The organism is Kitasatospora sp. NPDC057936 (assembly GCF_042887525.1).
GTDB lineage: Bacteria > Actinomycetota > Actinomycetes > Streptomycetales > Streptomycetaceae > Kitasatospora.
Window position 1 is genome coordinate 58891 of record NZ_JBHVPD010000014.1, and the last position, 24080, is coordinate 82970.

Here is a 24080-nt window from a genome sequence, read left to right on the forward strand (position 1 = left end):
GGCATCCTAATCCGCCCGGGTGACGGTCCCGTAAGCCGATCATGACGGGCCGGTGACGCGGGGTGGTGCGGAGGCGGCCGGCCGGGGCGGACACGCCGGGTGACGTCACGGGCTCGTCGGAAGGGCTCGCCAGCGGGCCGCCCGCGCGGGAGACTGGGGGCATGTGCCGCAACATCAAGACGCTGCGACCCCCCGTGACTCCCGACGCCGACGAGGACGACTTCCGCGCCGCCGCGCTGCAGTACGTCCGGAAGGTGTCCGGGTTCCGCGCCCCGGCCGCGCACAACCGGGAGGCCTTCGACCGGGCCGTCGAGGCGGTCACCGAGGCGACCGCCCGGCTGCTCGACGAACTGGAGGTCCGCGGCGCTTCCGCCCGGGCCACGGCCGAGGCCACCGCGTAGACCGCCGCCCACCGGGCCGGGAGACGGCCCCGGGACGCGGGCAGGGCGTACAGGTACCAGGAGGAGGTCGGTGATGAACCCGCCCACACGTTACGCACTCACCTTCCCCGGCACCCCCGGCACCCAGGCGCCGCAGGACGTGGTCGTGGTCGCGCGCACGAGCGCGACGGGCCCGGGCGGCCATCCGGTGTACGAGGACGCGAGCGGCATCGTCCGGGCCGAGATCAGCGACGCCGGCGAGGTCCGCATGCTCGCCAGCGGCGGTCACCAGTCCCCGCACCTTCCGGTGCACGCCGAGCCGCTGCCATAAGGGCCGGAGGGCGCGACGAACCGACTAGCACCCGCCCGGACCGGGTAGCGGATGTGCATGGCAATCTTCCGCAAGCCCGGCCGTTCGGACCGCTCCGAGCCCGGTGCCGCCGTCCCCGAGCAGCTCGCGGACGAGCTCGCCGGCCTGGTCGAGGAGGCCGAGCGGCCGGTCGGCGAGTGGCAGGTGGCCGAGTACCGGGCGGAGGGCGGCCGCGGCCGGTCCCTGGTGCGCGGCGTCGCCCGGCGGCTCGGCACGGGTGGCCGCGCCGCCGCCAAGGGCGCCGCGATCGGCGGCCGGGCGCTCACCGAGCAGCTCGTGCGGGCCGCGCCGCGCATCCCGGTCCGCAGCCTGGCCACGCTGCGGGCCCAGCACCCCGGCGCCGCCGACCCCGAGCAGCTCGCCGACCTGCTGGTGCTCGGCGCGACCAGGGCGTCGGGCGCGCTCGGAGCGAGTGTCGGCGCGGCGGCGATGCTGCCGGTGCCGCCCGCGATGCCGGTGGAGATCGCGGCCGAGACGCTCGCCGTGGCGGCCGTGGAGGTCAAGCTGATCGCCGAGCTGCACGAGGTCTACGGCGTCCCGGCGACCGGGAGCGTCACCCAGCGGGCCACCGCCTACCTCTCCGCGTGGGCCAACCGCCGGGGCGTCGACGCCACGCTGCTGGCCCGCCCGGCGGGCTTCGCCGCGCTGGCGCTCGGCGCGGAGGTGCGCCAGCAGGTCCGGCGCCGGCTGACCCGCAGCTCGCTGCGCCGGCTGCCCTCGGTGACGCCGCTGCTGGTCGGCGCGGGCATCGGTGCCACCGTGAACCGGCGCGACACCCGACGGCTGGCCGGCGAGGTCCGCGAGGACCTGCGCCGGCGCCGTCCGGCGGACGCCTCCTACTGGGACGCCGCCGCGCGGTAGCCGACTGCCCGGCTACCCCGCTGGCCGGCTCCCCGCTGCCCGGCTACCCCGCGACGGGCGGTGCCGCGGCGCCGCGGCCGGCCTTGACGCCGTTGACCATCGCCTGGTGGATCGCCCGCGCGGTCGTCTCGTCCGCCGCCGGGACGGGGCTGCCGGACACCGTGTACCAGTCCAGCGCGCCGGTGTACTGGACGGTCAGCCGGGCCTCGCCGTCCACCCACGTGGTGTGCACGGTGAGGTCGCCGGAGATCGGCCCGACCTCGGCGGTGGTGACCCCGCCGGGCCCGCTGATGATCGACTGCGTGGTCCAGGTCGCCCACGAAGCGCGCGGGTCCGCGGGCGGCTGGACCCGCCCGCCGCCCTGAGTGTGCTCGGTCATGCGCCTATCCTCCCCCGCCGGTCGGCCGCCCGTCCGGGAGCGACACCAGCGGTAGCCGGAGGCCGCCCGGGACGTCCGGGCGGCCTCAGGGCGCGTCTTCCGGCTCGGACCGGAAGACACGCCCTCGTCCGTCAGCTGGTCAGCTGCTGCTCGTACCGTTCTCGTCCAGCATGGGTTCGCCTTCCGCCCGGGACTCGTCCTGCGCGTGAAGGTTCTGCATCGAGGTGACGCCCTCCTCGGGGTCCGCGGCGCGGACGTCCTCGTCGGTCTCGGTGCTCACGTGGGCCCGGTCGCTCATGTCGGTCATCTGCGGGCTCCGTCTCCTCGGCCGGTCCGGGCACGCCTCGACGGGGCGCGGCAGGCCGGGTCTGTCGTTCGCCCTTCCAGCCTGCCCCCGCCCCGGCCCGGGGGCCAGCCGGGTCACCAGGTGACGGGCAGCGACTTCAGTCCGTAGATGATGTTCTCGGAGCGGAACCGCAACTCGTCCTCGGGCACCGCGAGCCGCAGGCCGGGCAGTCGGCGGAACAGGGTGGCGAGCGCGATCTGCAGCTCGGCCCGGGCCAGCGGCTGGCCGAGGCACTGGTGCACGCCGAAGCCGAAGGCCAGGTGGCGCCGGGCGTCGCGGTCGAGGTCGACGTCGTCGGGCGAGGTGCGGTCGGGGCCGCCGAACATGCCCTCGTCCCGGTTGGCGGTGGACAGCATCGCGAAGACGCCGTCCCCGGCCCGGATGAGCGTGCCGTCCAGCTCGATGTCCTCGACGGCCACGCGCGGCAGGCCGGTGTGGACGATCGTGGTGTGGCGCAGCAGTTCCTCGACCGCGCCGGGCACGGCGGCCGGGTCGGCGAGCTTCGCGATCCGCTCGGGCTGCCGGAGCAGCAGCACGGTGGACAGCCCGATCATGTTGGCGGTGGTCTCGTGGCCGGCGATCAGGAGCAGCACGCCGGTGGAGGCGATCTCGCGCAGGGTGAGGTCGTCCCGGGCGGCGAGGCGGCTGAGGATGTCCTCGGCCGGGTGCTCCTTCTTGTGGGCGGCGAGTCCGCCGAGGTAGTCGAGGATCTCGTCGTTGGCCCGGGCGACCTCCTTCTTGGGGGCGGAGGTGTTGAGCAGCGTGGCGCTGAGGGCCTGGAACATCTCCCGGTCCTCGTAGGGGACCCCGAGCAGGAGGCAGATCACCAGCGACGGGACCGGGAGGGCGAACGCGCCGACCAGGTCGGCCTCGGTGACGCCGTCGGTCATCCGGTCGAGGGCGTCGTCGACGATCTGCTGGATCTCGGGCCGCATCGCCTCGACCCGCTTGACCAGGAAGTCCCCGGTGACCATGCGGCGCAGCCGGGCGTGTTCGGGGTCGTCGAGCCGGATGAACGCCGGGTTCTCGGCGATGAGTTCACGCCGGTCGGGGGCGAACAGGGGGAAGGCGGGGTGGCGGGCGTCGGCGCTGAAGCGCTGGTCGGACAGGACGGTGCGCACCTCGGCGTAGCCGGTCACGAGCCAGATGGGGGTGCCGTCGGGCAGGGCGGCGCGGCTGACGGAGCCGGTGCGGGCGGCGTCGGTGTAGGCGGGCGGCGGGCTGAACGGGCAGCGCATGTCGTGCGGGGCGGGCAGCACCGGGGTGGTGGGCGCGGGCGTGGTCGTCAAGGCGGTACTCCTCGGCGTCGCGGTGGGGATCTCCCGGGTGGGGTCGGGTGGAGCGCAGGCGCTGGGCTAACGGCCGGTCGCGGCGGGTCCGTCGGCCGGGGCGGTGTCCTCGGTGACGGTGATCGCGCCGCACGGGCAGAGTTCGGCGGCGAGTCTGAGGTCGGGGTACTCGCTCGGCTGGAAGGTCGTCCGGCGCAGTCTCACCAGACTGTCGTGGTCGTCCTGGTCGAAGATCTCCGGGGCGTTCGAGACGCACAGGCCGGAGCTGCAGCAGCGGTCCCGGTCGAGGCTCACCTTCATGGGCGTTCCCTCCTGCACTCGTTGCTCGTTGGCAATGCCAACCTGGGCATTGCCAACCTAACCCGGTGGTGCGGCGCACCCGGAGGGTGTCGTGGCGGGTTTGCGCAGATTGGCCGATTCGGTCCGGGATGGAACGACCTTTGGCAGCACGAGGTTTGATTTGACGTCAGTTTGTCAAGGGTGGTTCGGCGCGACCCCGCTCACAGCCCTTCGGCGGCCGCGATCTCCCGGACGGCGGCGACCGTGTCGGCCTCGGCCGGGTCCTTGTCCGGCCGGTAGCGCACCACCCGGGCGAAGCGCAGGGCCAGCCCGGCGGGGTAGCGGGGGCTGCGCTGGACGCCGTCGAAGGCGATCTCCACGACGAGTTCCGGCCGGACCCGCACGGTCCAGTCGTCCCGGCCGGTCTCCCGGGCGAGGAGTTCGGCGGTCTGCCAGGCCAGCGTCTCGTCGGTGAGGCCCTTGAACGTCTTGCCGAGCATCACCCACGGGCCGAGCCCGGGCTCGCCCGCCGCCCGGGCGCCCAGGTGCAGGTTGCTGAGCCGGCCGCGGCGCCGGCCGCTGCCCCACTCGGCGGCCAGCACCACGAGGTCCAGGGTGTGCCGGGGCTTCACCTTGATCCAGCCCGCGCCGCGCCGGCCGGCCGCGTACCCGGCCGCGGGGTCCTTGACCAGCACGCCCTCGTGGCCGAGGGCCAGCGTGTCGCGGAAGAACGCCAGCGCCTCGGCGCGGTCCCCGGTCTCCGTGCGTGCCACCCGCAGGCCGGGCGGCACCACGTCGGCCAGCGCCGCCCAGCGCTCGCCGCCGGGGCGGTCGACGAGGTCCTCGCCGTCGTGGTGCAGGAGGTCGAAGAAGTAGGCGCTGAGCGGCACTTCGGCCCGCAGCCGGTCCGGGTCCCGGCGGGTGGCGGTCCGCGCCGCGGTCTCCTGGAACGGGCGCGGGCGGCCGTCCGGCCCGAGCGCGATCGCCTCGCCGTCCAGCACGGCCGAGCGCAGCGGCAGCGCGAGCGCCGCCTCGGCCACCTCGGGCACGCGCGCGGTGATGTCGTCCAGGCTGCGGGTGAACACGGCGACGTCCCCACCGTCCCGGTGCACCTGGACCCGGATGCCGTCCAGCTTCCACTCCAGCGCCGCCGGGCCGGTGCGCTCCAGCGCCGAGGCCACGTCGGGTGCGGACGCGGCCAGCATCGGCCGCACCGCGCGGCCCACCTCCAGCCGGAACGCGGCCAGCGCGGGCACCCCGCCGGTCAGCGCCGCCGCGGCCACCGCCCGGGCCGAGCCGCGGAACATCAGCGCCCGCCGCACCGCCGCGACCGGCACCCCGGCCGCCTGCGCGACGGCGTCCCCGACCACCGCGTCCAGCGCGCCCTGGCGCAACTCGCCGACCAGCACGGCCCGCAGGAACCCCTGCTCGACCTCGGTCGCCCGGCCGAACAGCTCCGTCAGCAGCCGCCGCCGCTCGCCCTGCGCCCCGGCCCCGTGCACCGCGGCGATCCGCTCCAGCTCCCGCTCGACCTCCCGCGCCCCGAGCTCGCCGGGCCCGTCGGCGGGCGGCGGAAGGTCGCGCAGGCCCGCGTACCCGACGCCGGTGCGCAGCCGCTGCGACTCGCCCGACAGGAGTGCCACGGCCGCCGGTGCCTCGTCCGGTCCCAACTCCCGCAGGCACGCGGCGAGCAGCGCGGTCTTCGCCTTGCGGCCGGACTCGGCGGCGACGGCCCGGGAGGTGAGGGCGAGCTCGCGCAGGGCCATGGCACCTCCTCGGGCGGACGGCTTCGGACACCTCCAGAATCCCTGTCGGGCCTCCGCAGCGCCCGCCGGGAGACGCGGCACGGAGACACGGCACGGGGGCACCGTCCGGACGGTGCCCGGTCCCCGCGGCGGGGTCCGTGACCGGTCCGCCGGACATTCGTTCGGAATTTTTTGTTATCGGCGGCGCGCCGGAGGGTCTCCCAGGTGTCGGCACCCGACCGCCGACCCGGACAGAAAGCGTGGCCAGGTGAACAGCGAAGACAGGACGACCATCCTCCCGGCGACCGGATCGGCCGACGGCGCGGGCGGCCGTTCCGGAGGGCGTGCCGCGCGCCGGGCAGCCGAGCGGCACACCGATCGCCACGGAGGGCGCGGCAGGCGGGGCCGCAGGCGCGGCGCGTTCGTCCCGGTGTCGACGGTCGTCGTCGCGGTGGCCGGGACGGGCCTGCTCGCGGCGCTGGCGGGCGCCGGGTACGCGGCGTACGCGGGCAAGCAGTCCGACCGGGACCCGGGGCAGGCGGTGGCACTGGACGCGCTGATGGCCGCCGAGGCCGGCACCCACGAGGGCATCCAGGTGCCCGGGGCCGGCGGGGGGCCGGCCCTCGTGCCCGGTACACCGCAGTCGCCCGTCAACCTGTCCGCGACCGACCCGGGCACCCCGTCGCCCACCGCGACCGCCACCGCCACGGCTTCCGCTTCCGCCACGGCTTCCGCTTCCGCGACGCCCACCCCGACCGCCACCGCCACCACCAAGCCGACCCCGACCGCCAAGCCCACCACCGCCCAGCGCACCGCCACGGGGAGCGCCCCCGCGGCGACGTCCGCGCCCACCCCGGTCGGCGGCGGCGCGTCCCCCTCGTACGCCCAGCAGGTCGTCGACCTCGTCAACGCCGAGCGGGCCAAGGCCGGCTGCGACCCGGTCGCGGCCGAGCCCCGCCTGGCCACCGCCGCCCAGTCGCACAGCGACGACATGGCCGACCGCAACTACTTCGACCACGCCAGCCCCGAGGGCTACCACGCCGACCACCGCATCGAGGCGACCGGCTACCGCTGGAGCACCTGGGGCGAGAACATCGCCCGCGGCCAGAAGGACCCGGCCGCCGTCATGGACGCCTGGATGAACAGCCCCGGCCACCGCGCCAACATCCTCAACTGCGCCTTCAAGCAGCTCGGCGTGGGCGTCCGGACCGGCTCCGGCGGCCCGTGGTGGACCCAGGTGTTCGCCGCCCCGGCGTGACCCCGCCGCGGGCCCGTCACCGGCCCGTTTTCCGATTCCGCGCAAATTGTTGTTATCTGATCACTCCCCAGGGGTCTCCGAGGAGGCATCGGCGGGCGGAAGACGGCAAGACGGAGTGCGGACGATGAACGCTGACGTGCAGAACGCTGACGTGCGCAACACAGACGTGCGCGGCACCGGGACGACCCTGGTGCGCGCCGCCCAGGCGGGCGACCGGCAGGCCCAGGAGGCGCTGGTCGCCGCCTGGCTGCCGCTCGTCTACAACGTGGCCGGGCGCGCGCTCGGCGGGCACGCCGACGTCGACGACGTCGCGCAGGAGACGATGATCCGCGCCCTGGACGGCCTGGAGGGGCTGCGCGACCCGTCGTCGTTCCGCTCCTGGCTGGTCGCGATCACGATGAACCAGGTCCGTCGCCGGCACGCCGCGGGCCAGCAGCAGCCGACCGTCGGCGGCCTCGACGAGACGTGGGAAGTCGCCGACCCCCGCGCCGACTTCACCGACCTCACCATCCTGCGGCTCGGCCTCTCCGGCCAGCGCCGGGAGGTCGCGGAGGCGACCCGCTGGCTCGACCCGGACGACCGCGAACTGCTCTCCCTGTGGTGGCTGGAGGCGAACGGCGAGCTGACCCGCGCCGAACTCGCCGAGTCGCTCGACCTCAGCCCGCAGCACACCGCCGTCCGGGTGCAGCGGATGAAGAAGCAGCTGGAGTCCGGCCGCGTGGTCGTCCGGGCGCTCGGCGCCTACCCGCGCTGTCCGGAGCTGGCCGAGGTCACCGCCGGCTTCGACGGGACGCCGAACTCGGTGTGGCGCAAGCGCATAGCCCGGCACATCCGCGGCTGCGCCACCTGCGACCGGCTGGGCCGCGACCTCTTCCCGGCGGAGGGGCTGCTCGCCGGGCTGGCGCTGGTGCCGATCCCGATGGGGTCGCCGGTGCTGCTGCACTTCAAGGTCACCGCGGCCGCGGTCGCCTCCGCGGCGGGGACTGGCGCCACCGGCGCGGGCGGAGCCGGCGGCGCGGCGGGCACCGCGGGCGCCACCGGGGCCGGCTCGCACGGCGGCTGGGCCGCGCTCGCCGCCAAGAAGGCCGTCCTGGTGAGCGGTGCGGCGGCCGCCGTGGCGGTCACGACGCTCGCCCTGGTCTGGCCGGCCCCCGCCGAGAAGCCGCTGGAGGCGGCACCGGAGCCGACCACCCCGGCCGCCGCGCCCGACACCCCGACCTGGACGCCGCTCGCCCTCCCGGTACCGGCCCCGGCGGCCGTGACCGACACTCCGACGCCGACCCCGAGCCCGACCGACACCCCCACGGCCACGCCCACGCCGACCCCGTCGCCCACCGCGTCCAGGGCGACCGCCCCGCCCAGCCTGGAGCGCCAACTCGTCGACCTGGTGAACGCCGAACGGGCGAAGGCCGGTTGCGCCCCACTGCGGATCGACCCGCGGCTGCACGGAGCCGCCCAGAAGCACGCCGACGACATGGTCGCCCGCAACTTCTTCGACCACGTCAACCCCGACGGCGTCCACCCCGACGCCCGGATCACCGCGGCCGGCTACCGCTGGTCCCAGTGGGGCGAGAACCTCGACCGCGGCACGACCAACCCCTCGGCCGTCGTGTCGCACTGGATGGACGGCGGCATCCACCAGTCCAACCTGCTGGACTGCGGCTTCAAGGACGTCGGCGTCGGCGTCGCCGCCGGGCCGGCCGGCACCTACTGGGCCCAGGACCTCGGCGCCCCGCTCTCCTGAGCCGGGCCGCCGCCCCGACTACGCGGGCGTGACCGGGACGAGCCCGTCCGCCTGCCCGGTCACGTAGCCGGTGGCGTGCCCGACCACGCCACCGGCGTCGCCGACCTGCCCCGGCGCCAGGTCGGCCGTCGAGCCGAGCGGTGCGGGCAGACCCTCCTGCCCGCCCACGGCGCTGGCGTGCGCGCTCGGGGCGGTCAGGGAGGCGACGACACCGACGGCGAGCGAGGCCACGGCAAGCATGCTGCGCTTCTTCATGCCCGGGCTAACGAGCCCGCACCGCGCGGGTCACGGGGCAGGGGGCGCGGGCCGGGCGCGCGGGTCGGGGGCCTGGCGCGCGGGCTACGGGCCCGGCGCGCGGGCGTTCCGGTGGCGGGGGGCTTAGGAGCGGGGTGGGATGGGGAGGGGTTCCGGAACGAATCCGGCAAATCGATCTTTCCGCCCCTCCCTTCCGGCCGGGTTCGCCGACCGTCCCAGGCCCCGCCACCCCCGCGACACGAAGGGCACCCGATGCACGCAGCCGAGCTCACCTCCGCCGTCCTCGCCGAGCTGCGCCGCCCCCGGCGCTACCCGGCCGTCTCCGTCCTGTTGCCGACCCACCGCAGCGAGCCCGACAACACCCAGGACCCGGTGCGCCTGCGCAACCTCGTCGCCGAGGCGAAGGCCAGGCTGCAGGCCGACGAGGCGGTCAGCCGGGCGGACCGGCTGGACGTCGTCGAGCAGCTGGACCGCGCGCTCGCGGAGGTCGACCTCGTGCACGCCGAGGACGGCCTGGTGATCTTCGCGGCGCCCGGCGAGCACCAGGTGTGGTCGCTCCCGCGCTCGGTGCCGGCCCGGGTCGTCGTCTCGGACACCTTCCTGACCCGCAACCTGGTCGCCGCGTACGTCTCCGGCGCGCCCTACTGGGTGCTCACCGTCTCCGCCGACCGGGCCGCCCTGTTCAGCGGCTCCGGGCCGAAGCTGGTGCCGCACGACGGCGGCTTCCCGGTCGACCAGGTCCGGCCGGACTGGGACGTCGAGCGCACGGAGCGGATCGGCAACGTGCCGAGCACCTTCACCGACGAGGAGACCCGCAGGTTCCTGCGCTCGGCCGACACCGCCCTGGCCGCCGTCCTGGAGGCCGACGCCCGCCCGCTCTACGTGCTCGGCGAGGCGGCGGCGATCTCCCTGCTCGACGACGTCGGCACGGCGGCCAAGCGCGCCTCCGCCCAGGTCGCGCGCGGCGGACTCGGCCACGCCTCCCCGGCCGCGGTGGCCGAGGCGGTCCGGGCGACGGTGGCCGACCAGGGCCGCAAGGCCGTCGCCGAGGTCCAGGAGCGCCTCAGCCAGGCCCAGGGCGTGAAGGGCCTGGCCGCCGGCATCGACGAGGTCTGGCAGAACGTCGCGCAGGGCCGGGCCGCCGTCGTCGCGGTGGAGGAGGACTACTGGCAGCCCGTCCGGGTGACGGACACCCACCTGGTGCCCACCGACGACGGCGGGCCGGACGTGCGCGTGGACATGGTCGACGAGATCGTCGAGCGCGCCCTCGACACCGGCGCCCGCGTGCAGTTCGTCCCGTCCGGCGAGCTCGCCTCGCGCGACCACATCGCGGCCGTCCTGCGGTACTGACGCCCGCTACGCCCCGGGGTCCAGGCCGAAGCGGGCGGCCACCCGGTCGGCCAGGTCGGCGGCCGGCGTGGCGCCGTCGACGGTCAGGACGTCGAGCCGGTGGCCGGCGGCCTGGGCACGGACCTCCGCGTCCCAGAGGGCGTCGCGCGCGAGCCGCTCGGCGAGCACCGCCGAGGGGTCGCGGCCGCCCCACGTGGCCCGCGCGCGCTGCGGATCCGCGTAGCGCGCGCGGAGCACGTCCCGCCGGAACTCCGCGGTCGGCAGGAGGAAGACGGCCTGGCCCGGCCGGCTCAGCAGCGGCGCGAGGTCGGCGGGCAGGATCCCGAAGTAGTCGACCAGGACGATCCGGTCGGTGGGCATGGCGAGGAGGTCGTCGACGACGAAGCCGAGCATCTCCCCGTGCATGCTCGGCATCGCGCGCAGCACCTCGTCCGCCGTGCGGCCGTCCCACATCGCACCCGGCGGCAGGTCGCGCAGGGCGGAGAGGTACGGGTGCTGCTCCGGCGTGCAGAGCGTCAGCCACCGGTGCTCCGCGAGGTCGCCGTCGTACACCGGGAGACCGTGGCGGGCGGCGAGCAGGCGGGCCAGGGTGCTCTTGCCGCTGCCGGTGCCGCCGGCGATCCAGCGGACGTGGGCCAGGGACGCGGAAGTCGAGGGGAGGGAGTCTCTGCTGGTCCCGGTGTCCGGGAGAGAAGAGGTCATGGGTGCCAGGGTCCCCCTCTCCGCCCGGAAATTGCAGTCTTGTTCTTCCCCGGCCGATCGCCGAATCTGGAAGAGAGGGGATGGACAGCTCACCGCGCCAGCGCCGCCGCGTCGCCCATGACGACCACCGGGTGCAGCGCCGGGTCGAGCGCGCGGAGCAGCTCGCGCATGTCGTCGACGCGCAGGCCGACGCAGCCGTGGGTCGGGCCGCCGTGGTCGACGTGGAGCCAGATGCCGCCGCCGCGGCCGCTGCCGTTCGGGCGGCGCGGGTCGAGCGGGGTCGAGCCGGGGACGCGGTTGTAGTCGATCGCGACGACGTAGTCGAAGGAGCCCGCGAGCGGTTCGCCCTCGAAGCCCGTGCCCGAGACGGTGAATCCCCCGTCGTGGTCGTACGGCAGGCGGGATCCCGGATCGGGCAGCCTGCCGCCGGCGGCGGTGAGGGTGAACACGCCCACGGGGGAGCGCAGATCGCCCAGGCGGTGGTCGGCGCTCCAGCCGCGGTTGCCGTTGCGGGTGGGCCAGGTCGGTCCGGCGAGCCAGCCGGAGCCGTCGTCGCGGTAGAGCGTGGCCCGCCCGGTCGAGAGGTCGGCGCCGTCGCCGGTGACGACCAGGGCCTGCCTGGTCCCGGCGGGGACATCGGCGAGCAACTGTGGTCCCACTCCGGGGAGTTGGGTGGGAAGTTCGGGCGGTGCGGGGCGGCCCGCGGAGGCGGGTGTGACGGCCGGAGCGGTCGCCGGTGGGGCGGTCTGTGCGGCGCTGACGGAGGTGGCGGGCGAAGCGGCCGGGCCGGGCGCGCAGCTCACCAGGAGCAGCGCGCCCAGCCCGACGAGGGCACAACGGGGTAGGGACATGGCGGTTCGGCTTTCGGAAGGAGTGCGGGGGAGGGCAGGGGCGGCGGAGCTCAGCCGACCGAGTCCTTGGCGGCAGGGCTGTTCCGCTCCGCGGAGCGGACCGACTCCAGCACCTGCGCCACCTGCTGGGCGGCGATCAGGGAGGGCCCCCGGAAGCACGCGGTCAGCTCGACCAGCGTCGAGGTCGCACCGGTCCCGACGGTCCGGTAGCCGACCAGCTGGTCGCTGCCTCCGGCGCTCGCGCACTCCTTGCCCACGGCGGTGACCGCGCCCGGGCCGGACTGGCCCACGTACCTGTAGAACGTGCCGGCGTCGTCGACGAGCCGGAAGGTCAGGACGACTCCGCCGGCGTACAGCTTCCCGACCGGGAAGCAGATCGACTGCTGCGCGGGGCAGCTGGACAGGGGGATGAGCTCCTGATTGGCGAGGGTGCCGATGCTGCGCTGGGGGCTCGACCCGCCGCTGTCCTGGGTGAACCAGCCCTTGGGCACGTTGACGACCATCTCCGGAACCGACCTGAACGAGATCGCCGGCCCCAACGGCCCCACGGCGTCCGGGCCTTCGGGCGCGGGGGAGGGCGAGGGCGCGGCCGTGCTCGGTGCGGGCACCGGGGCCCCTGCGGCCCCCAGCGAGCCCGAGTGGGGGCCCGAGGGCGCGATCGCCGGGGCGGCGGCCAGCACGGCGGCGAGCAGTCCGCCGGTGAGCCCGGCGCCCAGTCCGGCGGCCCGCCGGCGACGCCGGGTGCGGTCGGCGCGGTCGAGGATCCGCTGGATGCGGTCCTCGGGCGCGGCGAGGTGCGGCGCGGCCTGCTGGAGGAGGATCCGCAGCTCCTGCTCCTCCCCGGTGTCGGCGCCGCCGGGTCCGTCCGGCCGGTCCGGGTCGGTGAAGTCAGTTCCCGTCACGCCGTCCCCCGTCCAACATCAGTTCCCTGACCGGCAGTTTGCCGCGCAGCGAGGCGAGCGCCCGGTGCGTCTGGCTCTTGACGGTGCCGGTCGTGCAGCGCAGCACGTCGGCCGTCTCCTCGATGCTCAGGTCCTCGAAGAAGCGCAGCACCACCACGGCCCGTTGCCGTGGCGGCAGCGCCCGGACGGCGGTGGCCACCACCTGGCTGAGCACGACGTCCTCGAAGGGGTCGGCCCGCTGCACCGGCGGCTCGGGCAGCTCCTCGTGCGGGAGTTCGCCGGTCCAGCGGCGGCGCCACCAGGAGACGTGCGAGTTCACCAGGACCTTCCGCACGTACGCCTCGGGGTGCTCGATCGAGATCCGGTCCCACTTGGGCCACACCTTGGCGAGCGCGGTCTGCAGCAGGTCCTCGGCCTGGTGCGGGTCGCCGGTCAGGAGCCAGGCCGTGCGCAGCAGCTTCGGGCCGCAGGCGGCGACGAACTCCTCGAAGTCCGGTGTCGCGTCCCTCATCCCGCCGCCCCTGCCATGGTGTTCCCGTCGTTCCCGTCCGCCGTGGCGGCCCGGTCGGCCGCGTGCGTGGTGTTGTCCTCACGGCAGGTGGAACGCGGTGGCCCGCGGTTCGGGTTGTCTCCGTTCCGGGGATATTTTCCCAGGCCCCGGCGGACGGCCGCGGCCCGGCCCGGCCGGAACGCTGGACGGCCCGCGAGCCGGCCGGGACTGAGCCGGGCGGCGGGCGGGCCGTGGCACCACGATGCGCCGCCCGTCCCGTGCGGCGCAGGGGCGCGCACGGGGCGCCCGGACGCACGGGCCGGGCGCGATCGGGGCGTACCGGACCGGGGCGTACGGGATCGGCCCCGCCGTCAGAGTGTGCCGGAGCCGTGCTCCACGGGCCCGGCCGCCCCGCGGGCCGCCATCGGCTGCGCGCCGACCGTCCAGTCCGGGTGGCCCGGCATGGGCGGGGTGCGGTGGCCGTAGAGCCAGTCGGTGAGGAAGGCGGTGAGGTCCTGCCCGGAGACCTCGGAGGCGGTGCGGATGTAGTCGGCGGTGGTCGCGTTGCCGTACCGGTGGCGGGCGAGGAAGGTGCGCTCGATCGCGTCGAAGGCGTCCTCGCCGACGCGCTCGCGCAGCGCGAAGAGCACGAGTGCGCCGCCGGTGTAGCGCTGGCTGTCGAACAGGTCGGCCGCGGTGGGCGAGGCGACCGGTCCGGCGTCGTGGCGCCACTGGTCGCCGAGGCCGTACAGGTAGCGCATGCGGTCGACGAGGGTGGTGTAGCCCCACGCGTCCGGCCAGCCGCGCTCGTAGCGGTAGAGCAGGCCGTAGTAGTCGGCGTGGCCCTCGTTGAGCCAGAGGTCCGCCCAGGTGGCGGGGGAGACGCTGTCGCCGAACCAGGAGTGCACCAGCTCGTGCATCATGTGCGAGCCGATCGCCGCCTCGGGCTGGCGCAGGAAGTTCGGCTTGTACAGCGTCAGGGTCTGGGTCTCCAGGCCGGTGAAGCCGAACGCGTCCGGGTCGTCGGTGTCGGCCGGCAGGATCCCGTACGCCTCGAACGGGAACGGCCCGAGGTGCCGTTCGGCCCAGGCGAGCTGGTCGGCGGTGAGCGCGAGGGCCGGTTCTAGGTCGGCGGCGCGCGCGGTGGGCACGACGTCGCGCAGCGGCAGGCCGTGCGGGCCGGTGCGCTCGCGGACGGTGTAGTCCCCGACCGAGACCTGCACGAGCTCGGTGGCCATCGGCTCGCGGGAGACGTAGCGCCGGGTGGTGCGGCCGTCGCCCAGGGGCGTGGTCCGGGTGAGCTCGCCGCTCGCGACGCCGAGCAGCCCGTCCGGGGCGGTGACGTCGATCGTGAAGCGGGCCTTGTCCCTGGGGTGGTCGTTGGACGGGAAGACGGTGTGCGCACTGGCGGGCTGCCCGGCGACGGCGAAGCCGTTCGCGGTCGGCACCCAGCCGGTGTGGGGGAGCCTGGCGTGCGGGTCCGCGGTGTACGTGACCCGCACCCGCGCGGTGGTGCCGCGACGCAGCGCCCGGCCCGGGGTGACGGTGAGCTTCTCGTCGTGCGTGTGGAACGCGGCGGGCCGGCCGTCCACGTGGACCTCGTGGACGTCGAGGCCGAGCGCGTCGAGGTCCAGGCTCGCCAGGTCGCGGGAGGGCCGCGCGGTGATCACCGCGGTGGCGTCGACGGTGCGGGTGTCCGGCCGGTAGGCGAACGAGAGGTGGTAGGCGAGCGCGTCGTAGCCGCGGTTGCCGAGCAACGGGAAGACGGGGTCGCCCAGCCCGTCCGCCGCGGTGGCCGCGGGCCCGCCGGTGGTCAGCAGCGCCGCGCTGAGCGCGAGCACCAGGGCGAGCCCGGCACGGCCGCGGGCTCGGGTCCGACGCAGGGGGATCAGGGCGACCACCGCTCTCCGGGTTGACGGCACGGGAGATGTTCCGGGCACGGATGGTAGTGGACGGACGCGGCCTCCCGGGCGGGTTTACCGCGACACGGTCGCGTCCCCCGGACGGAGCACTGCGGTAGCGGCGCGGTGGCCCTCCGTCATACGGTCGAAGAGTTCCGCCCCCTGACGGGCGGGGCCACGGCCGTCGGAGAACCTGGCCAGGTCCGGCGGCCGTACTCTCATGCCCGCCCACAGCCGTAGGCTTGCGGTCCGACCCTTCCGCGCCGGACCGCCAGGAGCCGCTGTGACCACGTCCCCGAACTTCCTGGTGATCGGCGAGTGCGTCGCCGACGTCGTCCGCGCCGACGGCGTACCGGACCGAGTGCACCCCGGCGGGAGCCCGGCGAACGTCGCGTACGGCCTGGCGCGTCTGGGGCGGGCGGCGACGCTCCTCACACAGCTCGCGGACGACGCCCACGGGCGCCTGATCCGGGCGCACCTGGAGGCGGCCGGGGTGACGGTGCGCGCGGAGGCCGTGGCGCGGACGCCCTCGGCCGTCGTCGAGCTGGACGGCGAGGGGCGCGCGCAGTACGCCTTCGACATCGGCTGGACGCTCGGAACTCCCCACGGTGTCGATCTCCTGGGGCCTGACGTGCCCAAGTACCTGCACATCGGCTCGATCGCGGCCGTGACCGAGCCGGGCGCGGCGGCCGTGCTGGGGGTCGTCGAGCGCCTGCGCGGCCGGGCGAGCGTCAGCTACGACCCGAACGTGCGGCCCGCGCTGATGGGCGAGCGGGCCGGGGCCGTCCGCCGGGTCGAGCGCTGCGTGGCCCTCAGCCACGTGGTCAAGGCCAGCGACGAGGACCTGGCCTGGCTCTACCCGGACGAGGATCCGGAGTCCGTCGCCCGGCACTGGCTCGGGCTCGGCCCGGCCGTCGTCGCCGTGACGCTGGGGGTGGCCGGCGCCGTCGCGCTCACCGCCGACGGCGCCCGGGAGCAGGTCGCCGCCCGCCCGGTGCGGGTCGCGGACACCGTCGGCGCCGGGGACTCCTTCATGGCAGCCTTCCTGCACGCCCGCGCGGGCGGCGCCCCGCTCGCGGTCTGCCTCGCGCACGCGGTGACGGCCGCGGCCGTCACCGTCTCGCGCCCCGGCGCGAACCCGCCCTCGTCCGCCGAGCTGGCCGAGGCGCTGGCCCGGTAGGCCCCAAGTGCCTTACCGCGCCGCCTCGGTGAGGTCCTTGCCGTACCAGACCTCGGCGTACGGGCCCGTGCTGTAGGCGGGGATCTCGCGGTAGCCGTGGCGGGTGTAGAGGGCGCGGGCCTCGACGAGGTCGAGGCGGGTGTCGAGGACGATGCGCCCGGCGCCGAGGGCGAGGGCGGCGGAGTCGACGGCGGCGAGCAGGCGGGCGCCGCCGCCGGTGCCGCGCAGGCCGGGGCGGACGTAGACGCGGGTGAGCTCGACGGTGGCGGCGTCGAGGCGGCGCAGCCCGGCGCAGGACTGGGCGCGGCCGTCGTAGCGGCCGATCAGGAACAGGCCGGTGGGCTCGGCGAGGTCGTCGCTGGGGGTGTCGGCCAGGCCGGCCTCCAGGACCTCGGCGTCGAAGTCCTCGCCGTGGTGCAGCCGTCCGTACCGGTTGGCGACGTCGTAGTAGTACTCGCGCAGCAGGGCCAGTGCCTCGTCGGTGGTCACGTCGGCGGGGGTGACGGTCCAGGCCGGGCCGGGTGCGGTGGTGCCGGTGGTCATACCCCGCATGGTCGCCGTGCGGGCGGCCCGGCGGCAAAGGGTTTTCGCGGTGCGTGCGGGGCCGTCCGGCGGTCCTGCGCAGGGCAAAGCTTGGGCAAGGTCCCGGGCGGGTCGTTCTGCCGTGCGGGTGACGGGGGGATTGACGGGGGTGCCCTCCGGGGGAGCAGTGGCGTTATGAACGCACCATCAGATCATCGCATTAATGGGGGTTTGAAGGGCAGTCACCCGGCCCGGAGGGGTCTGCGGACCGGTCTGCTGGCCACCGTCTGCCTCTCCGCCGTCGTCGCCGGCTGCGCCGGGCCGTCCGGACCCGCCGGGCCCAAGGCCGCACCCGCCGGCGCCGCCAAGGCCGCCAAGGCCGCCAACGCCGCCAAGGCAGCGGAGGTCGCCAACGCCCCGAGCGCCGCACCGGCCGCCCAGGCGGAGGCGGCGGCCGCCGGGGAGCCCGCCGTCGACCGGGCGGGGGCCCGCCCGCCCGCCGCGCCGCCCATGCTGCCGGGCCTCGCCCGCAAGGAGGAGGAGAGCAGCAGCGAGGCCGTCGCCCGCCAGGAGACCGCCGTCCGCGCGGCGTTCGAGACCGCCCAGCGCTGGGGCCTGGCCGAGCCGCCGCTGAAGGCGCCCCCGCCCCCGGCCGCCAGGCCCCGGCTGCGTGCGATGCAGGGCGTGAAGCTCAAGGACGGCCGCCCGCCCGTGGTGTTCCGCGTCCCCACCGACGACAAGGTGGTGTTCCTGACCGTCGACGACGGCGCCGAGAAGGACCCGCAGTTCAACAAGATGGCCGCCGAGCTCGGGATCCCGCTCAGCGCCTTCGTCTCCGACTACCTCGCCCGAGAGAACTACGGCTACTTCCGCGACCTCCACTCCCAGGGCGTGGAGATCAACAACCACACCATCAACCACCGCAACCTGAAGATCCACGACTACGAGACCCAGCGCTACGAGATCTGCACCCAGCAGGACCAGCTGGAGCAGCAGATCGGCGTCCGCCCCCGGCTGTTCCGCCCGCCGTACGGCGAGTACAACGACGACACGCTGCGCGCGGCCGGGTCGTGCGGGGTCCAGGCGGTGCCGCTGTGGAACGAGGAGGCCTTCCCGGACCACATGGAGTGGCGCTACGACGACCAGAAGCTCCACCCGGGCGACATCATCCTCACCCACTTCCGGGGCACCGAGGACTGGAAGGCCACGATGCCGGACCTGCTCCGCAAGGTCCTGAACGAGGTCACGGCACAGGGCTACGCCCTCGGGCGTCTGGACGACTACCTGTAGCCGTGCGGGCGGGAGCCGGGAGCGGGCAGCCGGTCTCAGCCGAGCGAGAGGGCGTCGAGGTACACCCAGGCGCCCTCGTGCCGGACGAACCGGCTGTTCTCGCTGAGCACCCCCTCCTCGTCGCCCTCCGTCCAGTACGCGCGGAACGCGACGGTGCCCCCGGAGTGGAACGCGCCGCCCTCGGTGGTGGCGCCGACCTCCAGCCGGGTCCAGCGCAGCGCCGGGTCGAAGTCCACCGAGTCCGGCCGGGTGTCCGGGTGCCAGCTGCGCAGCAGGTACGCCTCGTCCTGCACGACGAAGGCGCTGAAGCGGGAGCGCATCAGCGCCTCGGCCGTGCGGGCCTCCGCCACACCGCGGTGCATCCGGCCGCAGCAGTCGCCGTAGGAGGCGGACAGGCCGCACGGGCACCGGGAGGAGGGCAGCAGCCGGGGCGCGGGGGCGGCGGCTCGGGGAGCGGGGCGACGTCGGGACATGCGGTCCATTGTCCCCCGTGCGCTCCGCTCCCCGCGCGCCGCCCCCGGGCCCCTCGGGCGGCCGTTACGCGTTGCGCTTGAACGAGTAGTTGAACTCGCCGGTGCCGAAGTGGCGGTAGAGCCGCAGCCAGAACGGCATCATCATCTCGGTCGCGCGGGCGCCGCTGATGTCCCCGAGATCGATGATCCACTCCGCCGGCCAGCCGAACTCGCCGAGCAGCGCGACCGCCTCGGCCTTGGCCGCGTCGTCGTTCCCGGAGACGAACAGGTTGTGCTCGCCCGGCAGGACGGCCGGGTCGACCATCACGGCGACGTTCATCGTGTTGAGCGCCTTGACCACCCGGGCCGCCGGGAACTCCCGCTGGATCCGCTCGCCGACGCTGTCGGTGTTCACCGGGTCGAGGGTGAGCTCGCCCTCGGGGGAGAACACCAGCGGGTTCGACACGTCGATCAGCAGCTTGCCCGCCAGCCGCTCGGCCCCCGCCGCCCGCAGCGCCGACAGCGCGACCGTGCCGCCGGTGGCGTTGAACACCACCTCGCCGAAGTCCGCCGCGTCGGCGAAGGTGCCGCAGTGGCCGTGCGGGCCCGCCGCGGCGGACCAGGCCAGCCCCTTCTCGTTGTCCTTGGTCCGCGAGCCCAGCGTGACCTCGTGGCCGAGCGACACCAGCTTGCTCGCCAGCGTCTGCCCGACCACGCCCGTGCCGATGATTCCGATGCGCACAGCTACTCCGCATCTCCCGTGAAACGCGCCCTCGTGGAGCGTTGCCGGCGACGACGATAGTTGACCCGGGCTCAGTCCCGAAGGACCGTCCGGCGAACGGGTCCCGGTTGCGGGCCGGCCTGCGGCAGTCAGCGTCCCCGCTCGACCACGAACCCCGGCAGCGCGAGGAGGAACTCCCGTGCCTCGTCCGCCTCTTGCTCCCCGCAGGCGTCGGTCGCGCCGAGCACCCCATCGATCTCCCGTTCCGCCGCCGCGACCAGCCCGGCCGCCGCCTGCCGCGCGCTCTCCACGCACTCGTACGCCGCGAGCCGGTCGAGCAGCCACCGCACGTCCTCGGCGGCCTCCGGGCCGCGCTGGGACCTCGTACGGCTCAAGTACCGCTCGGCTCTGGTGCGTTCGGCGGGGGAGCAGCGCTCCAGGAGGTGGATCAGCATCAGCGTCCGCTTGCCCTCCCAGAGGTCCCCGGCGATCTCCTTGCCGTACTCCTCCTGCGTCCCGGCGAGGTTCAGCACGTCGTCCTGGATCTGGTAGGCCGCGCCCAGGTACCAGCCGAACCGGTCCAGCCGGCCGGAGTCCGCCGAGGGGCCCTCGGCGACCAGCAGGCCCGTGCGGCACGGGTAGAGGAAGGTGTACCAGGACGTCTTCTTGAGGCACAGCCGGTAGTAGTCGCCGGGGACGAGGGCGCACGCGTTGTCGCGGATCCAGGCGATCTCCAGGGCCTGGCCCTCCAGCGACTGGCGGCACATGAGCTCGGTCTCCTCGAACAGCCGCCAGGCCAGCTCGCCCCCCAGCCCCCGCCGGTTGGCCATCAGCCGCTGGAGGCCGAGCAGGTGGGTGGCGTTGCCGACGTTGAGCGCGACCTCGACGCCGTACGCGGCCGGGAGGGTGGGTTCGCCGCGCCGCAGCTCGCTGCCGTCCTGGATGTCGTCGTGGATCAGGAAGGCGTTGTGGAACAGCTCGACGGTGACGGCCGGGTTGAGCGCGCGGCCCGGGTCGCCGCCGAAGGCCGCGCAGGTGGCGAGGCACAGCGCCGCGCGCAGGCCCTTGCCGGGGCGGGCCGGGTAGTCGGCGGCCAGGTCGTAGAGGTAGGGCGGACTCTGCTCGGGGATGTGCCGCAGCAGCGCGGCCACCGTGCGCTCCCGGTAGCGGGCCAGCACCCGTTCGACCAGTTCGGCGCCGCCCGTGAGCCGGGGCGGTGTCACTCCCCGGGCCGCTCGTCGGGCTCCCCGGCGGCGGTGCGCTGCGGTCCGAAGGCGGTGCTCAGGCCCTGGTTGGCGAGGGCCGGCGCGAGGCGGCTGAGGTTGAGCAGCAGGTCGACGATGTCGTGGGCGTTCTCGGCGATCCTGCGCGTGTGCTCGGCGGCGTCGCCGGCCGTGTTGCCCAGCACCCGGGCGCTGACGGCGTCGATCAGTTCGTGGGTGTTGTCCGAGACCCGGCGCACCAGCCGCCCGAACTCCTCCTGGTCGACGCGGTGTTCGTCGACGAGGCGCTCGCCCGCCGCCTTGGCGTCGGCCAGACCGGCCGCCAACTCGCGCTCCAGGACGGCGGCGGCTTCCGAGACCGCCCGCTCGCCCTGCTCGCCCGCCCCGCTGAACCGACCGGCATCGGGCATGGCCGACCTCCTGGCTCGTGCCCCGGCCAGCCCGGGGTGCACCGTCGCAATGCTTGCCGATGGTACACGCCCGTGCGCGGAGCGTGTCCGGAGTTCGCGGCCCCATTCGGCGCCCGGGGCTCGGCGAGTCGCCCGGCACCCTCCGTTCGTCACTGATAGTAGTTGCGTGGTTTCGCTGCGAAGGAGCTGGCGACGGCACGAAGGAGCGGTCAATGGGTGGCAGACAGCGTCCGCCGAAGGCGCGGACCCCGCGGCAGAAGGTGGACACCCGCGTGGAGATCGCCCGCCTGGAGGGCTTCCTGGCCTGGGAGGCGGAGGTCGCCGCGGCCGAACGGGACGCCCGGGCCTTCGCCGGCCAGTTCGCCTGGCTGCCAGCCGCCGAGCGCGAGAGCCTGGAGCGGGCCTACGCCGCCGACCGGCTGCGCTACGCCGAGGAGGTCGTGGACCGTGCCGTCGACCGCTGCCGCCGCCTCGCCGCCCGCTACCGCAGCGAGTGCCGGCGGATCTGCGCCCGGTGGGCCGCCCTCTGCCTGTCCGTGACGCTGGCGGCCGCGCTGTTCGCCGCCGTGCCCGCGATCCTGCGGGGCTGATGCTGCGACAGGGCGCCGCGACAGGAAGCCGAAACGCCGAGGGCCCGCCGCAGACGCTGCGGCGGGCCCTCGGCGTGTGCGGGGATCAGTGGTGGCCGTGGCCGCTGCTGATCTCCTGGTGCTCCTCGACGGTCGGCTTGGCGATCCGGCTGCCCTCGCCGTAGAAGCCGCGCGACAGCTTCGCCCGCGCGCGGGTGAACAGCCCGGCCCTGCGGGCCACGCCGTTCTCGTCCACCTCGGGCTCCAGCTCGACCGGCTCCGGCTGGTCGTGCGAGGTGAGGGTGTACATCCGGCCCTGCGGCAGCGGCGCGTGCACCTCGATGAACTCGCCGTGCTGGAGCCGCTGGATGACGCCGGTCTCGCGGCCGTGCAGCACCTTCTCCTTGTCGCGGCGCTGGAGGCCCATGCACCACCGCTTGGTGATCACGAAGACGACCACCGGCAGCGCGAAGAAGCAGATCCGCACCGCGTAGGTGATCGCGTTGATCGACAGGTGGAAGTGGGTCGCGAGCAGGTCGTTGCCGCCGCCGGCCAGCAGGATCAGGTACAGGCTGATCCAGGCCGCGCCGAAGGCCGTGCGCACCGGAGCGTTGCGCGGCCGGTCGGCGATGTGGTGCTCGCCGCGGTCCCCGGTGACCCAGGCCTCCAGGAACGGGTAGCACCAGATGACCAGCAGGACGGTCGGGAAGACCATCAGCGGGACGAACACCCCGAGGTTCAGGGTGTGGCCGCCCCAGACGCTGATCTCCCAGCCCGGCATGACGCGGATCAGGCCCTCGGAGAAGCCCATGTACCAGTCCGGCTGGGCGTCGGTGGACACCTGGTCGGGGCGGTAGGGCCCGTAGGCCCAGATCGGGTTGACCGTCGCGATCGCCGACATGAGCGCGATGATGCCGAACACCAGGAAGAAGAACCCGCCCGCCTTGGCGGTGTAGACCGGCAGCAGCGGCATGCCGACGACGTTGTCGTTGGTGCGGCCGGGCCCCGCGAAGTGGGTGTGCTTGTGGTAGAAGACCAGGATCAGGTGCGCCGCGAGCAGGCCCACCATGATCCCGGGGATCAGCAGGATGTGGACGGTGAACAGCCGCGGGATGATGTCGTGCCCGGGGAACTCCCCGCCGAACATGAAGAACTGCAGGTACGTGCCGACGATCGGCACCGCCAGGACGGCGCCCTCCATGAAGCGGATGCCGGTGCCGGAGAGCAGGTCGTCCGGCAGCGAGTAGCCCATGAAGCCGTCGAACATGCCGAGGAAGAGCAGCAGCGCGCCGAAGACCCAGTTGACCTCGCGAGGCTTGCGGAACGCCCCGGTGAAGAAGACGCGCATCATGTGCGTCAGCATCGCGGCGATGAAGACGATGGCCGCCCAGTGGTGGATCTGGCGCATCAGCAGGCCGCCGCGGACCTCGAAGCTGATGTTGACCGTGGAGGCGTAGGCCTCCGACATCTGGATGCCCTTGAGCGGGACGTACGAGCCGTTGTAGACGACCTCGCCCATGCTCGGGTTGAAGAACAGCGTCAGCCAGACACCGGTCAGGATGATGATGACGAACGTGTAGAGCGCGATCTCGCCCAGCATGAAGGACCAGTGGTCCGGGAAGATCTTGCGCAGGTTGGCCTTCGCCAGGGAGTAGATGCCGAGGCGGCCGTCGGCCCAGTCGGCGAGGGCCTCGGCCTTGTTCGCGGGCTGGTCACGCGTACTGGTGGTCACCGGTCCCGGCTGCGACTGCTGGTCGGTTCTCACGACGGGCTCCCCGGCGTCCTCGGCGTGCCGTGCTGGAGGCCCGTCGGCGAGAACGCCGGCCGGCGGAGTGATGTGATCATGGGACCTCTCGATACGGGACCGCCGGGCGGATCCGGCCCGCGGTGCTGGTGACCGCTGGTCCCGTTGCTCAGGGTGATGGATCGCTTACTCTGTCATGCTGTCGGCAGGGGGCCGACTGTGCACGTCCATCGGCCCGTCCGGCCGCTCGTGTCGGGCCGGACGGGGGTCCCGGGGCCCGCGATCGGCCGTCCGGGACGCGGCCGGTGCTGCGCTCGGGTGCCGCCGAACCGTTTCGGCGCGCGCCGCGGCCCGGGGTCGCGGGACCACCGGCCTACGCTGCGCCAATGGTGGATCACCGTGAACTCCTCGCTGACGTGACCGCGACCCTCTCCCGCGCCGGACTCGACGCCGCCGGCCCGTCCCCGCTGCGGATCGGCCCCGGTCCGGAGGGGGTGGTGGTCGGCTGGCCGCCGGGCGGCGATTCGCCCGAAGGGGTGCGCGCCGCCGTCCTCGGGGCGGCGGCGGTCGTCCTGCGGGAGGCCGGCCACGAGGTCGCGGAGGCGGACGGCGGCGACCTGCACGTGGCGCCCGTCCCGGATCCCGTCGGCGTCCCGGCCGAGCCGGAGACCGTTCCCGAGCAGTGGTGGGGCTGAGTCCTGGCGCTGGTGCGCCGGGAAGGCGGCGCGCCGGAGGCCGGGTCGAATGCTGAGACGGAAGGTGGGTTTCATACCTAACCCTTACCTTGGCGGCGGGTTCAGTGGCTCCCTGCACCTCTAAGGTTTGCCTAAGCTAAGCCGAGGCGCCCTGGACCGAACCAGTCCGGGG

General features: G+C 74.7%; 27 protein-coding genes. 10 read left to right on the top strand and 17 right to left on the bottom strand.

Annotated features, from left to right (window positions below):
• Positions 1 to 161 precede the first annotated feature (161 nt).
• From ACFVU9_RS10405 to ACFVU9_RS10415, 3 genes are all read left to right on the top strand, one after another.
• Positions 162 to 401, top strand: a complete 240-nt coding sequence (locus ACFVU9_RS10405) for a DUF2277 domain-containing protein (RefSeq protein WP_380500536.1) — start codon at positions 162 to 164, stop codon at positions 399 to 401.
• Positions 402 to 474: 73 nt separating this feature from the next.
• Complete coding sequence (locus tag ACFVU9_RS10410; protein WP_380436313.1) at positions 475 to 711, top strand: DUF6296 family protein; 237 nt, start codon at positions 475 to 477, stop codon at positions 709 to 711.
• Between the two features lie 57 nt (positions 712 to 768).
• A complete protein-coding gene (locus ACFVU9_RS10415; RefSeq protein ID WP_380500537.1) occupies positions 769 to 1611 on the top strand; it encodes a hypothetical protein in 843 nt (280 codons plus the stop codon).
• A gap of 43 nt (positions 1612 to 1654) precedes the next feature.
• Here the strand turns inward: ACFVU9_RS10415 and ACFVU9_RS10420 are convergent, their stop codons facing one another.
• The 5 genes from ACFVU9_RS10420 to ACFVU9_RS10440 all read right to left on the bottom strand — a co-directional run bounded on the left by ACFVU9_RS10420 (position 1655) and on the right by ACFVU9_RS10440 (position 5670).
• Positions 1655 to 1990, bottom strand: a complete 336-nt coding sequence (locus ACFVU9_RS10420) for a hypothetical protein (RefSeq protein WP_380436317.1) — start codon at positions 1988 to 1990, stop codon at positions 1655 to 1657.
• Between the two features lie 139 nt (positions 1991 to 2129).
• Positions 2130 to 2297, bottom strand: coding sequence for a hypothetical protein (locus ACFVU9_RS10425; RefSeq protein ID WP_380436319.1), 168 nt, complete (start codon positions 2295 to 2297; stop codon positions 2130 to 2132).
• Between the two features lie 113 nt (positions 2298 to 2410).
• Complete coding sequence (locus ACFVU9_RS10430; RefSeq protein WP_380500538.1) at positions 2411 to 3625, bottom strand: cytochrome P450; 1215 nt, start codon at positions 3623 to 3625, stop codon at positions 2411 to 2413.
• Between the two features lie 66 nt (positions 3626 to 3691).
• The gene (locus ACFVU9_RS10435) at positions 3692 to 3925 is read right to left on the bottom strand and encodes a ferredoxin (protein WP_380436323.1); all 234 of its coding nucleotides are present in this window, start codon (positions 3923 to 3925) and stop codon (positions 3692 to 3694) included.
• 200 nt (positions 3926 to 4125) lie between these two features.
• On the bottom strand, positions 4126 to 5670 hold the full coding sequence (locus ACFVU9_RS10440) for an ATP-dependent DNA ligase (protein ID WP_387591912.1): 1545 nt from the start codon (positions 5668 to 5670) through the stop codon (positions 4126 to 4128).
• Positions 5671 to 6079: 409 nt separating this feature from the next.
• Here ACFVU9_RS10440 and ACFVU9_RS10445 point away from each other — a divergent pair, with 409 nt between their 5' ends.
• Together ACFVU9_RS10445 and ACFVU9_RS10450 are read left to right on the top strand one after the other, a co-directional pair.
• The gene (locus ACFVU9_RS10445) at positions 6080 to 6907 is read left to right on the top strand and encodes a CAP domain-containing protein (RefSeq protein ID WP_387591915.1); all 828 of its coding nucleotides are present in this window, start codon (positions 6080 to 6082) and stop codon (positions 6905 to 6907) included.
• Positions 6908 to 7031: 124 nt separating this feature from the next.
• Entirely contained in the window at positions 7032 to 8651 is a 1620-nt protein-coding gene (locus ACFVU9_RS10450; protein ID WP_387591918.1) for a sigma-70 family RNA polymerase sigma factor, read from the top strand.
• 18 nt (positions 8652 to 8669) lie between these two features.
• On the opposite strand, the gene ACFVU9_RS10455 is transcribed toward ACFVU9_RS10450, so the two are convergent.
• A complete protein-coding gene (locus tag ACFVU9_RS10455; RefSeq protein WP_380494165.1) occupies positions 8670 to 8891 on the bottom strand; it encodes a hypothetical protein in 222 nt (73 codons plus the stop codon).
• A 267-nt stretch (positions 8892 to 9158) separates the two neighbouring features.
• Here ACFVU9_RS10455 and ACFVU9_RS10460 point away from each other — a divergent pair, with 267 nt between their 5' ends.
• Positions 9159 to 10256, top strand: coding sequence for a chemotaxis protein (locus ACFVU9_RS10460; protein ID WP_387591922.1), 1098 nt, complete (start codon positions 9159 to 9161; stop codon positions 10254 to 10256).
• A 6-nt stretch (positions 10257 to 10262) separates the two neighbouring features.
• Here ACFVU9_RS10460 and ACFVU9_RS10465 read toward each other — a convergent pair whose 3' ends face one another.
• From ACFVU9_RS10465 to ACFVU9_RS10485, 5 genes are all read right to left on the bottom strand, one after another.
• The gene (locus ACFVU9_RS10465; RefSeq protein ID WP_387591925.1) at positions 10263 to 10958 is read right to left on the bottom strand and encodes a hypothetical protein; all 696 of its coding nucleotides are present in this window, start codon (positions 10956 to 10958) and stop codon (positions 10263 to 10265) included.
• 89 nt (positions 10959 to 11047) lie between these two features.
• Positions 11048 to 11809, bottom strand: a complete 762-nt coding sequence (locus tag ACFVU9_RS10470) for a L,D-transpeptidase family protein (protein ID WP_387591928.1) — start codon at positions 11807 to 11809, stop codon at positions 11048 to 11050.
• 50 nt (positions 11810 to 11859) lie between these two features.
• The gene (locus ACFVU9_RS10475) at positions 11860 to 12711 is read right to left on the bottom strand and encodes a hypothetical protein (protein ID WP_387591931.1); all 852 of its coding nucleotides are present in this window, start codon (positions 12709 to 12711) and stop codon (positions 11860 to 11862) included.
• Positions 12698 to 13222, bottom strand: coding sequence for a SigE family RNA polymerase sigma factor (locus ACFVU9_RS10480; RefSeq protein ID WP_380436341.1), 525 nt, complete (start codon positions 13220 to 13222; stop codon positions 12698 to 12700). The genes ACFVU9_RS10475 and ACFVU9_RS10480 overlap by 14 nt, the downstream gene beginning before the upstream one ends.
• A 350-nt stretch (positions 13223 to 13572) precedes the next feature.
• On the bottom strand, positions 13573 to 15102 hold the full coding sequence (locus ACFVU9_RS10485; protein WP_387591935.1) for a M1 family metallopeptidase: 1530 nt from the start codon (positions 15100 to 15102) through the stop codon (positions 13573 to 13575).
• Positions 15103 to 15385: 283 nt separating this feature from the next.
• Here ACFVU9_RS10485 and ACFVU9_RS10490 point away from each other — a divergent pair, with 283 nt between their 5' ends.
• Entirely contained in the window at positions 15386 to 16282 is an 897-nt protein-coding gene (locus ACFVU9_RS10490; RefSeq protein ID WP_387591938.1) for a carbohydrate kinase, read from the top strand.
• A 12-nt stretch (positions 16283 to 16294) separates the two neighbouring features.
• Here ACFVU9_RS10490 and ACFVU9_RS10495 read toward each other — a convergent pair whose 3' ends face one another.
• On the bottom strand, positions 16295 to 16825 hold the full coding sequence (locus ACFVU9_RS10495) for a GNAT family N-acetyltransferase (protein WP_387591941.1): 531 nt from the start codon (positions 16823 to 16825) through the stop codon (positions 16295 to 16297).
• A gap of 210 nt (positions 16826 to 17035) precedes the next feature.
• Here ACFVU9_RS10495 and ACFVU9_RS10500 point away from each other — a divergent pair, with 210 nt between their 5' ends.
• Positions 17036 to 18094, top strand: a complete 1059-nt coding sequence (locus tag ACFVU9_RS10500; RefSeq protein WP_380500546.1) for a polysaccharide deacetylase family protein — start codon at positions 17036 to 17038, stop codon at positions 18092 to 18094.
• A gap of 35 nt (positions 18095 to 18129) precedes the next feature.
• Here the strand turns inward: ACFVU9_RS10500 and ACFVU9_RS10505 are convergent, their stop codons facing one another.
• The 4 genes from ACFVU9_RS10505 to ACFVU9_RS10520 all read right to left on the bottom strand — a co-directional run bounded on the left by ACFVU9_RS10505 (position 18130) and on the right by ACFVU9_RS10520 (position 20900).
• The gene (locus ACFVU9_RS10505) at positions 18130 to 18567 is read right to left on the bottom strand and encodes a YchJ family protein (RefSeq protein ID WP_387591944.1); all 438 of its coding nucleotides are present in this window, start codon (positions 18565 to 18567) and stop codon (positions 18130 to 18132) included.
• 64 nt (positions 18568 to 18631) lie between these two features.
• Positions 18632 to 19288, bottom strand: a complete 657-nt coding sequence (locus ACFVU9_RS10510; protein WP_380436353.1) for an NADPH-dependent F420 reductase — start codon at positions 19286 to 19288, stop codon at positions 18632 to 18634.
• Between the two features lie 128 nt (positions 19289 to 19416).
• Positions 19417 to 20490: a polyprenyl synthetase family protein gene (locus ACFVU9_RS10515; RefSeq protein ID WP_380436355.1), complete on the bottom strand. Its 1074-nt coding sequence runs from the start codon at positions 20488 to 20490 to the stop codon at positions 19417 to 19419.
• Positions 20487 to 20900, bottom strand: coding sequence for a hypothetical protein (locus ACFVU9_RS10520; protein ID WP_380494136.1), 414 nt, complete (start codon positions 20898 to 20900; stop codon positions 20487 to 20489). The genes ACFVU9_RS10515 and ACFVU9_RS10520 overlap by 4 nt, the downstream gene beginning before the upstream one ends.
• 212 nt (positions 20901 to 21112) lie before the next feature.
• Here ACFVU9_RS10520 and ACFVU9_RS10525 point away from each other — a divergent pair, with 212 nt between their 5' ends.
• Positions 21113 to 21490, top strand: a complete 378-nt coding sequence (locus ACFVU9_RS10525; protein ID WP_380436359.1) for a hypothetical protein — start codon at positions 21113 to 21115, stop codon at positions 21488 to 21490.
• An 85-nt stretch (positions 21491 to 21575) separates the two neighbouring features.
• Here ACFVU9_RS10525 and ACFVU9_RS10530 read toward each other — a convergent pair whose 3' ends face one another.
• Entirely contained in the window at positions 21576 to 23201 is a 1626-nt protein-coding gene (locus ACFVU9_RS10530) for a cytochrome bc complex cytochrome b subunit (protein WP_380436456.1), read from the bottom strand.
• 398 nt (positions 23202 to 23599) lie between these two features.
• Here ACFVU9_RS10530 and ACFVU9_RS10535 point away from each other — a divergent pair, with 398 nt between their 5' ends.
• Positions 23600 to 23908 carry a hypothetical protein gene (locus tag ACFVU9_RS10535; RefSeq protein ID WP_380436361.1) on the top strand — a complete coding sequence of 103 codons (309 nt, stop codon included), beginning with the start codon at positions 23600 to 23602 and terminating at the stop codon, positions 23906 to 23908.
• Positions 23909 to 24080 lie beyond the last annotated feature (172 nt).

Excerpts from the sequence above, each read along its gene's own strand:
- ACFVU9_RS10450 (WP_387591918.1), top strand. The coding sequence starts at position 7,032 with ATGAACGCTGACGTGCAGAACGCTGACGTGCGCAACACAGACGTGCGC.
- ACFVU9_RS10495 (WP_387591941.1), bottom strand. The coding sequence starts at position 16,825 with ATGACCACCGGCACCACCGCACCCGGCCCGGCCTGGACCGTCACCCCC.
- ACFVU9_RS10455 (WP_380494165.1), bottom strand. The coding sequence starts at position 8,891 with ATGCTTGCCGTGGCCTCGCTCGCCGTCGGTGTCGTCGCCTCCCTGACC.
- ACFVU9_RS10525 (WP_380436359.1), top strand. The coding sequence starts at position 21,113 with ATGGGTGGCAGACAGCGTCCGCCGAAGGCGCGGACCCCGCGGCAGAAG.
- ACFVU9_RS10535 (WP_380436361.1), top strand. The coding sequence starts at position 23,600 with ATGGTGGATCACCGTGAACTCCTCGCTGACGTGACCGCGACCCTCTCC.
- ACFVU9_RS10405 (WP_380500536.1), top strand. The coding sequence starts at position 162 with ATGTGCCGCAACATCAAGACGCTGCGACCCCCCGTGACTCCCGACGCC.
- ACFVU9_RS10480 (WP_380436341.1), bottom strand. The coding sequence starts at position 13,222 with ATGAGGGACGCGACACCGGACTTCGAGGAGTTCGTCGCCGCCTGCGGC.
- ACFVU9_RS10460 (WP_387591922.1), top strand. The coding sequence starts at position 9,159 with ATGCACGCAGCCGAGCTCACCTCCGCCGTCCTCGCCGAGCTGCGCCGC.
- ACFVU9_RS10520 (WP_380494136.1), bottom strand. The coding sequence starts at position 20,900 with ATGCCCGATGCCGGTCGGTTCAGCGGGGCGGGCGAGCAGGGCGAGCGG.
- ACFVU9_RS10410 (WP_380436313.1), top strand. The coding sequence starts at position 475 with ATGAACCCGCCCACACGTTACGCACTCACCTTCCCCGGCACCCCCGGC.
- ACFVU9_RS10425 (WP_380436319.1), bottom strand. The coding sequence starts at position 2,297 with ATGACCGACATGAGCGACCGGGCCCACGTGAGCACCGAGACCGACGAG.
- ACFVU9_RS10465 (WP_387591925.1), bottom strand. The coding sequence starts at position 10,958 with ATGACCTCTTCTCTCCCGGACACCGGGACCAGCAGAGACTCCCTCCCC.
- ACFVU9_RS10470 (WP_387591928.1), bottom strand. The coding sequence starts at position 11,809 with ATGTCCCTACCCCGTTGTGCCCTCGTCGGGCTGGGCGCGCTGCTCCTG.
- ACFVU9_RS10420 (WP_380436317.1), bottom strand. The coding sequence starts at position 1,990 with ATGACCGAGCACACTCAGGGCGGCGGGCGGGTCCAGCCGCCCGCGGAC.
- ACFVU9_RS10415 (WP_380500537.1), top strand. The coding sequence starts at position 769 with ATGGCAATCTTCCGCAAGCCCGGCCGTTCGGACCGCTCCGAGCCCGGT.
- ACFVU9_RS10440 (WP_387591912.1), bottom strand. The coding sequence starts at position 5,670 with ATGGCCCTGCGCGAGCTCGCCCTCACCTCCCGGGCCGTCGCCGCCGAG.
- ACFVU9_RS10435 (WP_380436323.1), bottom strand. The coding sequence starts at position 3,925 with ATGAAGGTGAGCCTCGACCGGGACCGCTGCTGCAGCTCCGGCCTGTGC.
- ACFVU9_RS10505 (WP_387591944.1), bottom strand. The coding sequence starts at position 18,567 with ATGTCCCGACGTCGCCCCGCTCCCCGAGCCGCCGCCCCCGCGCCCCGG.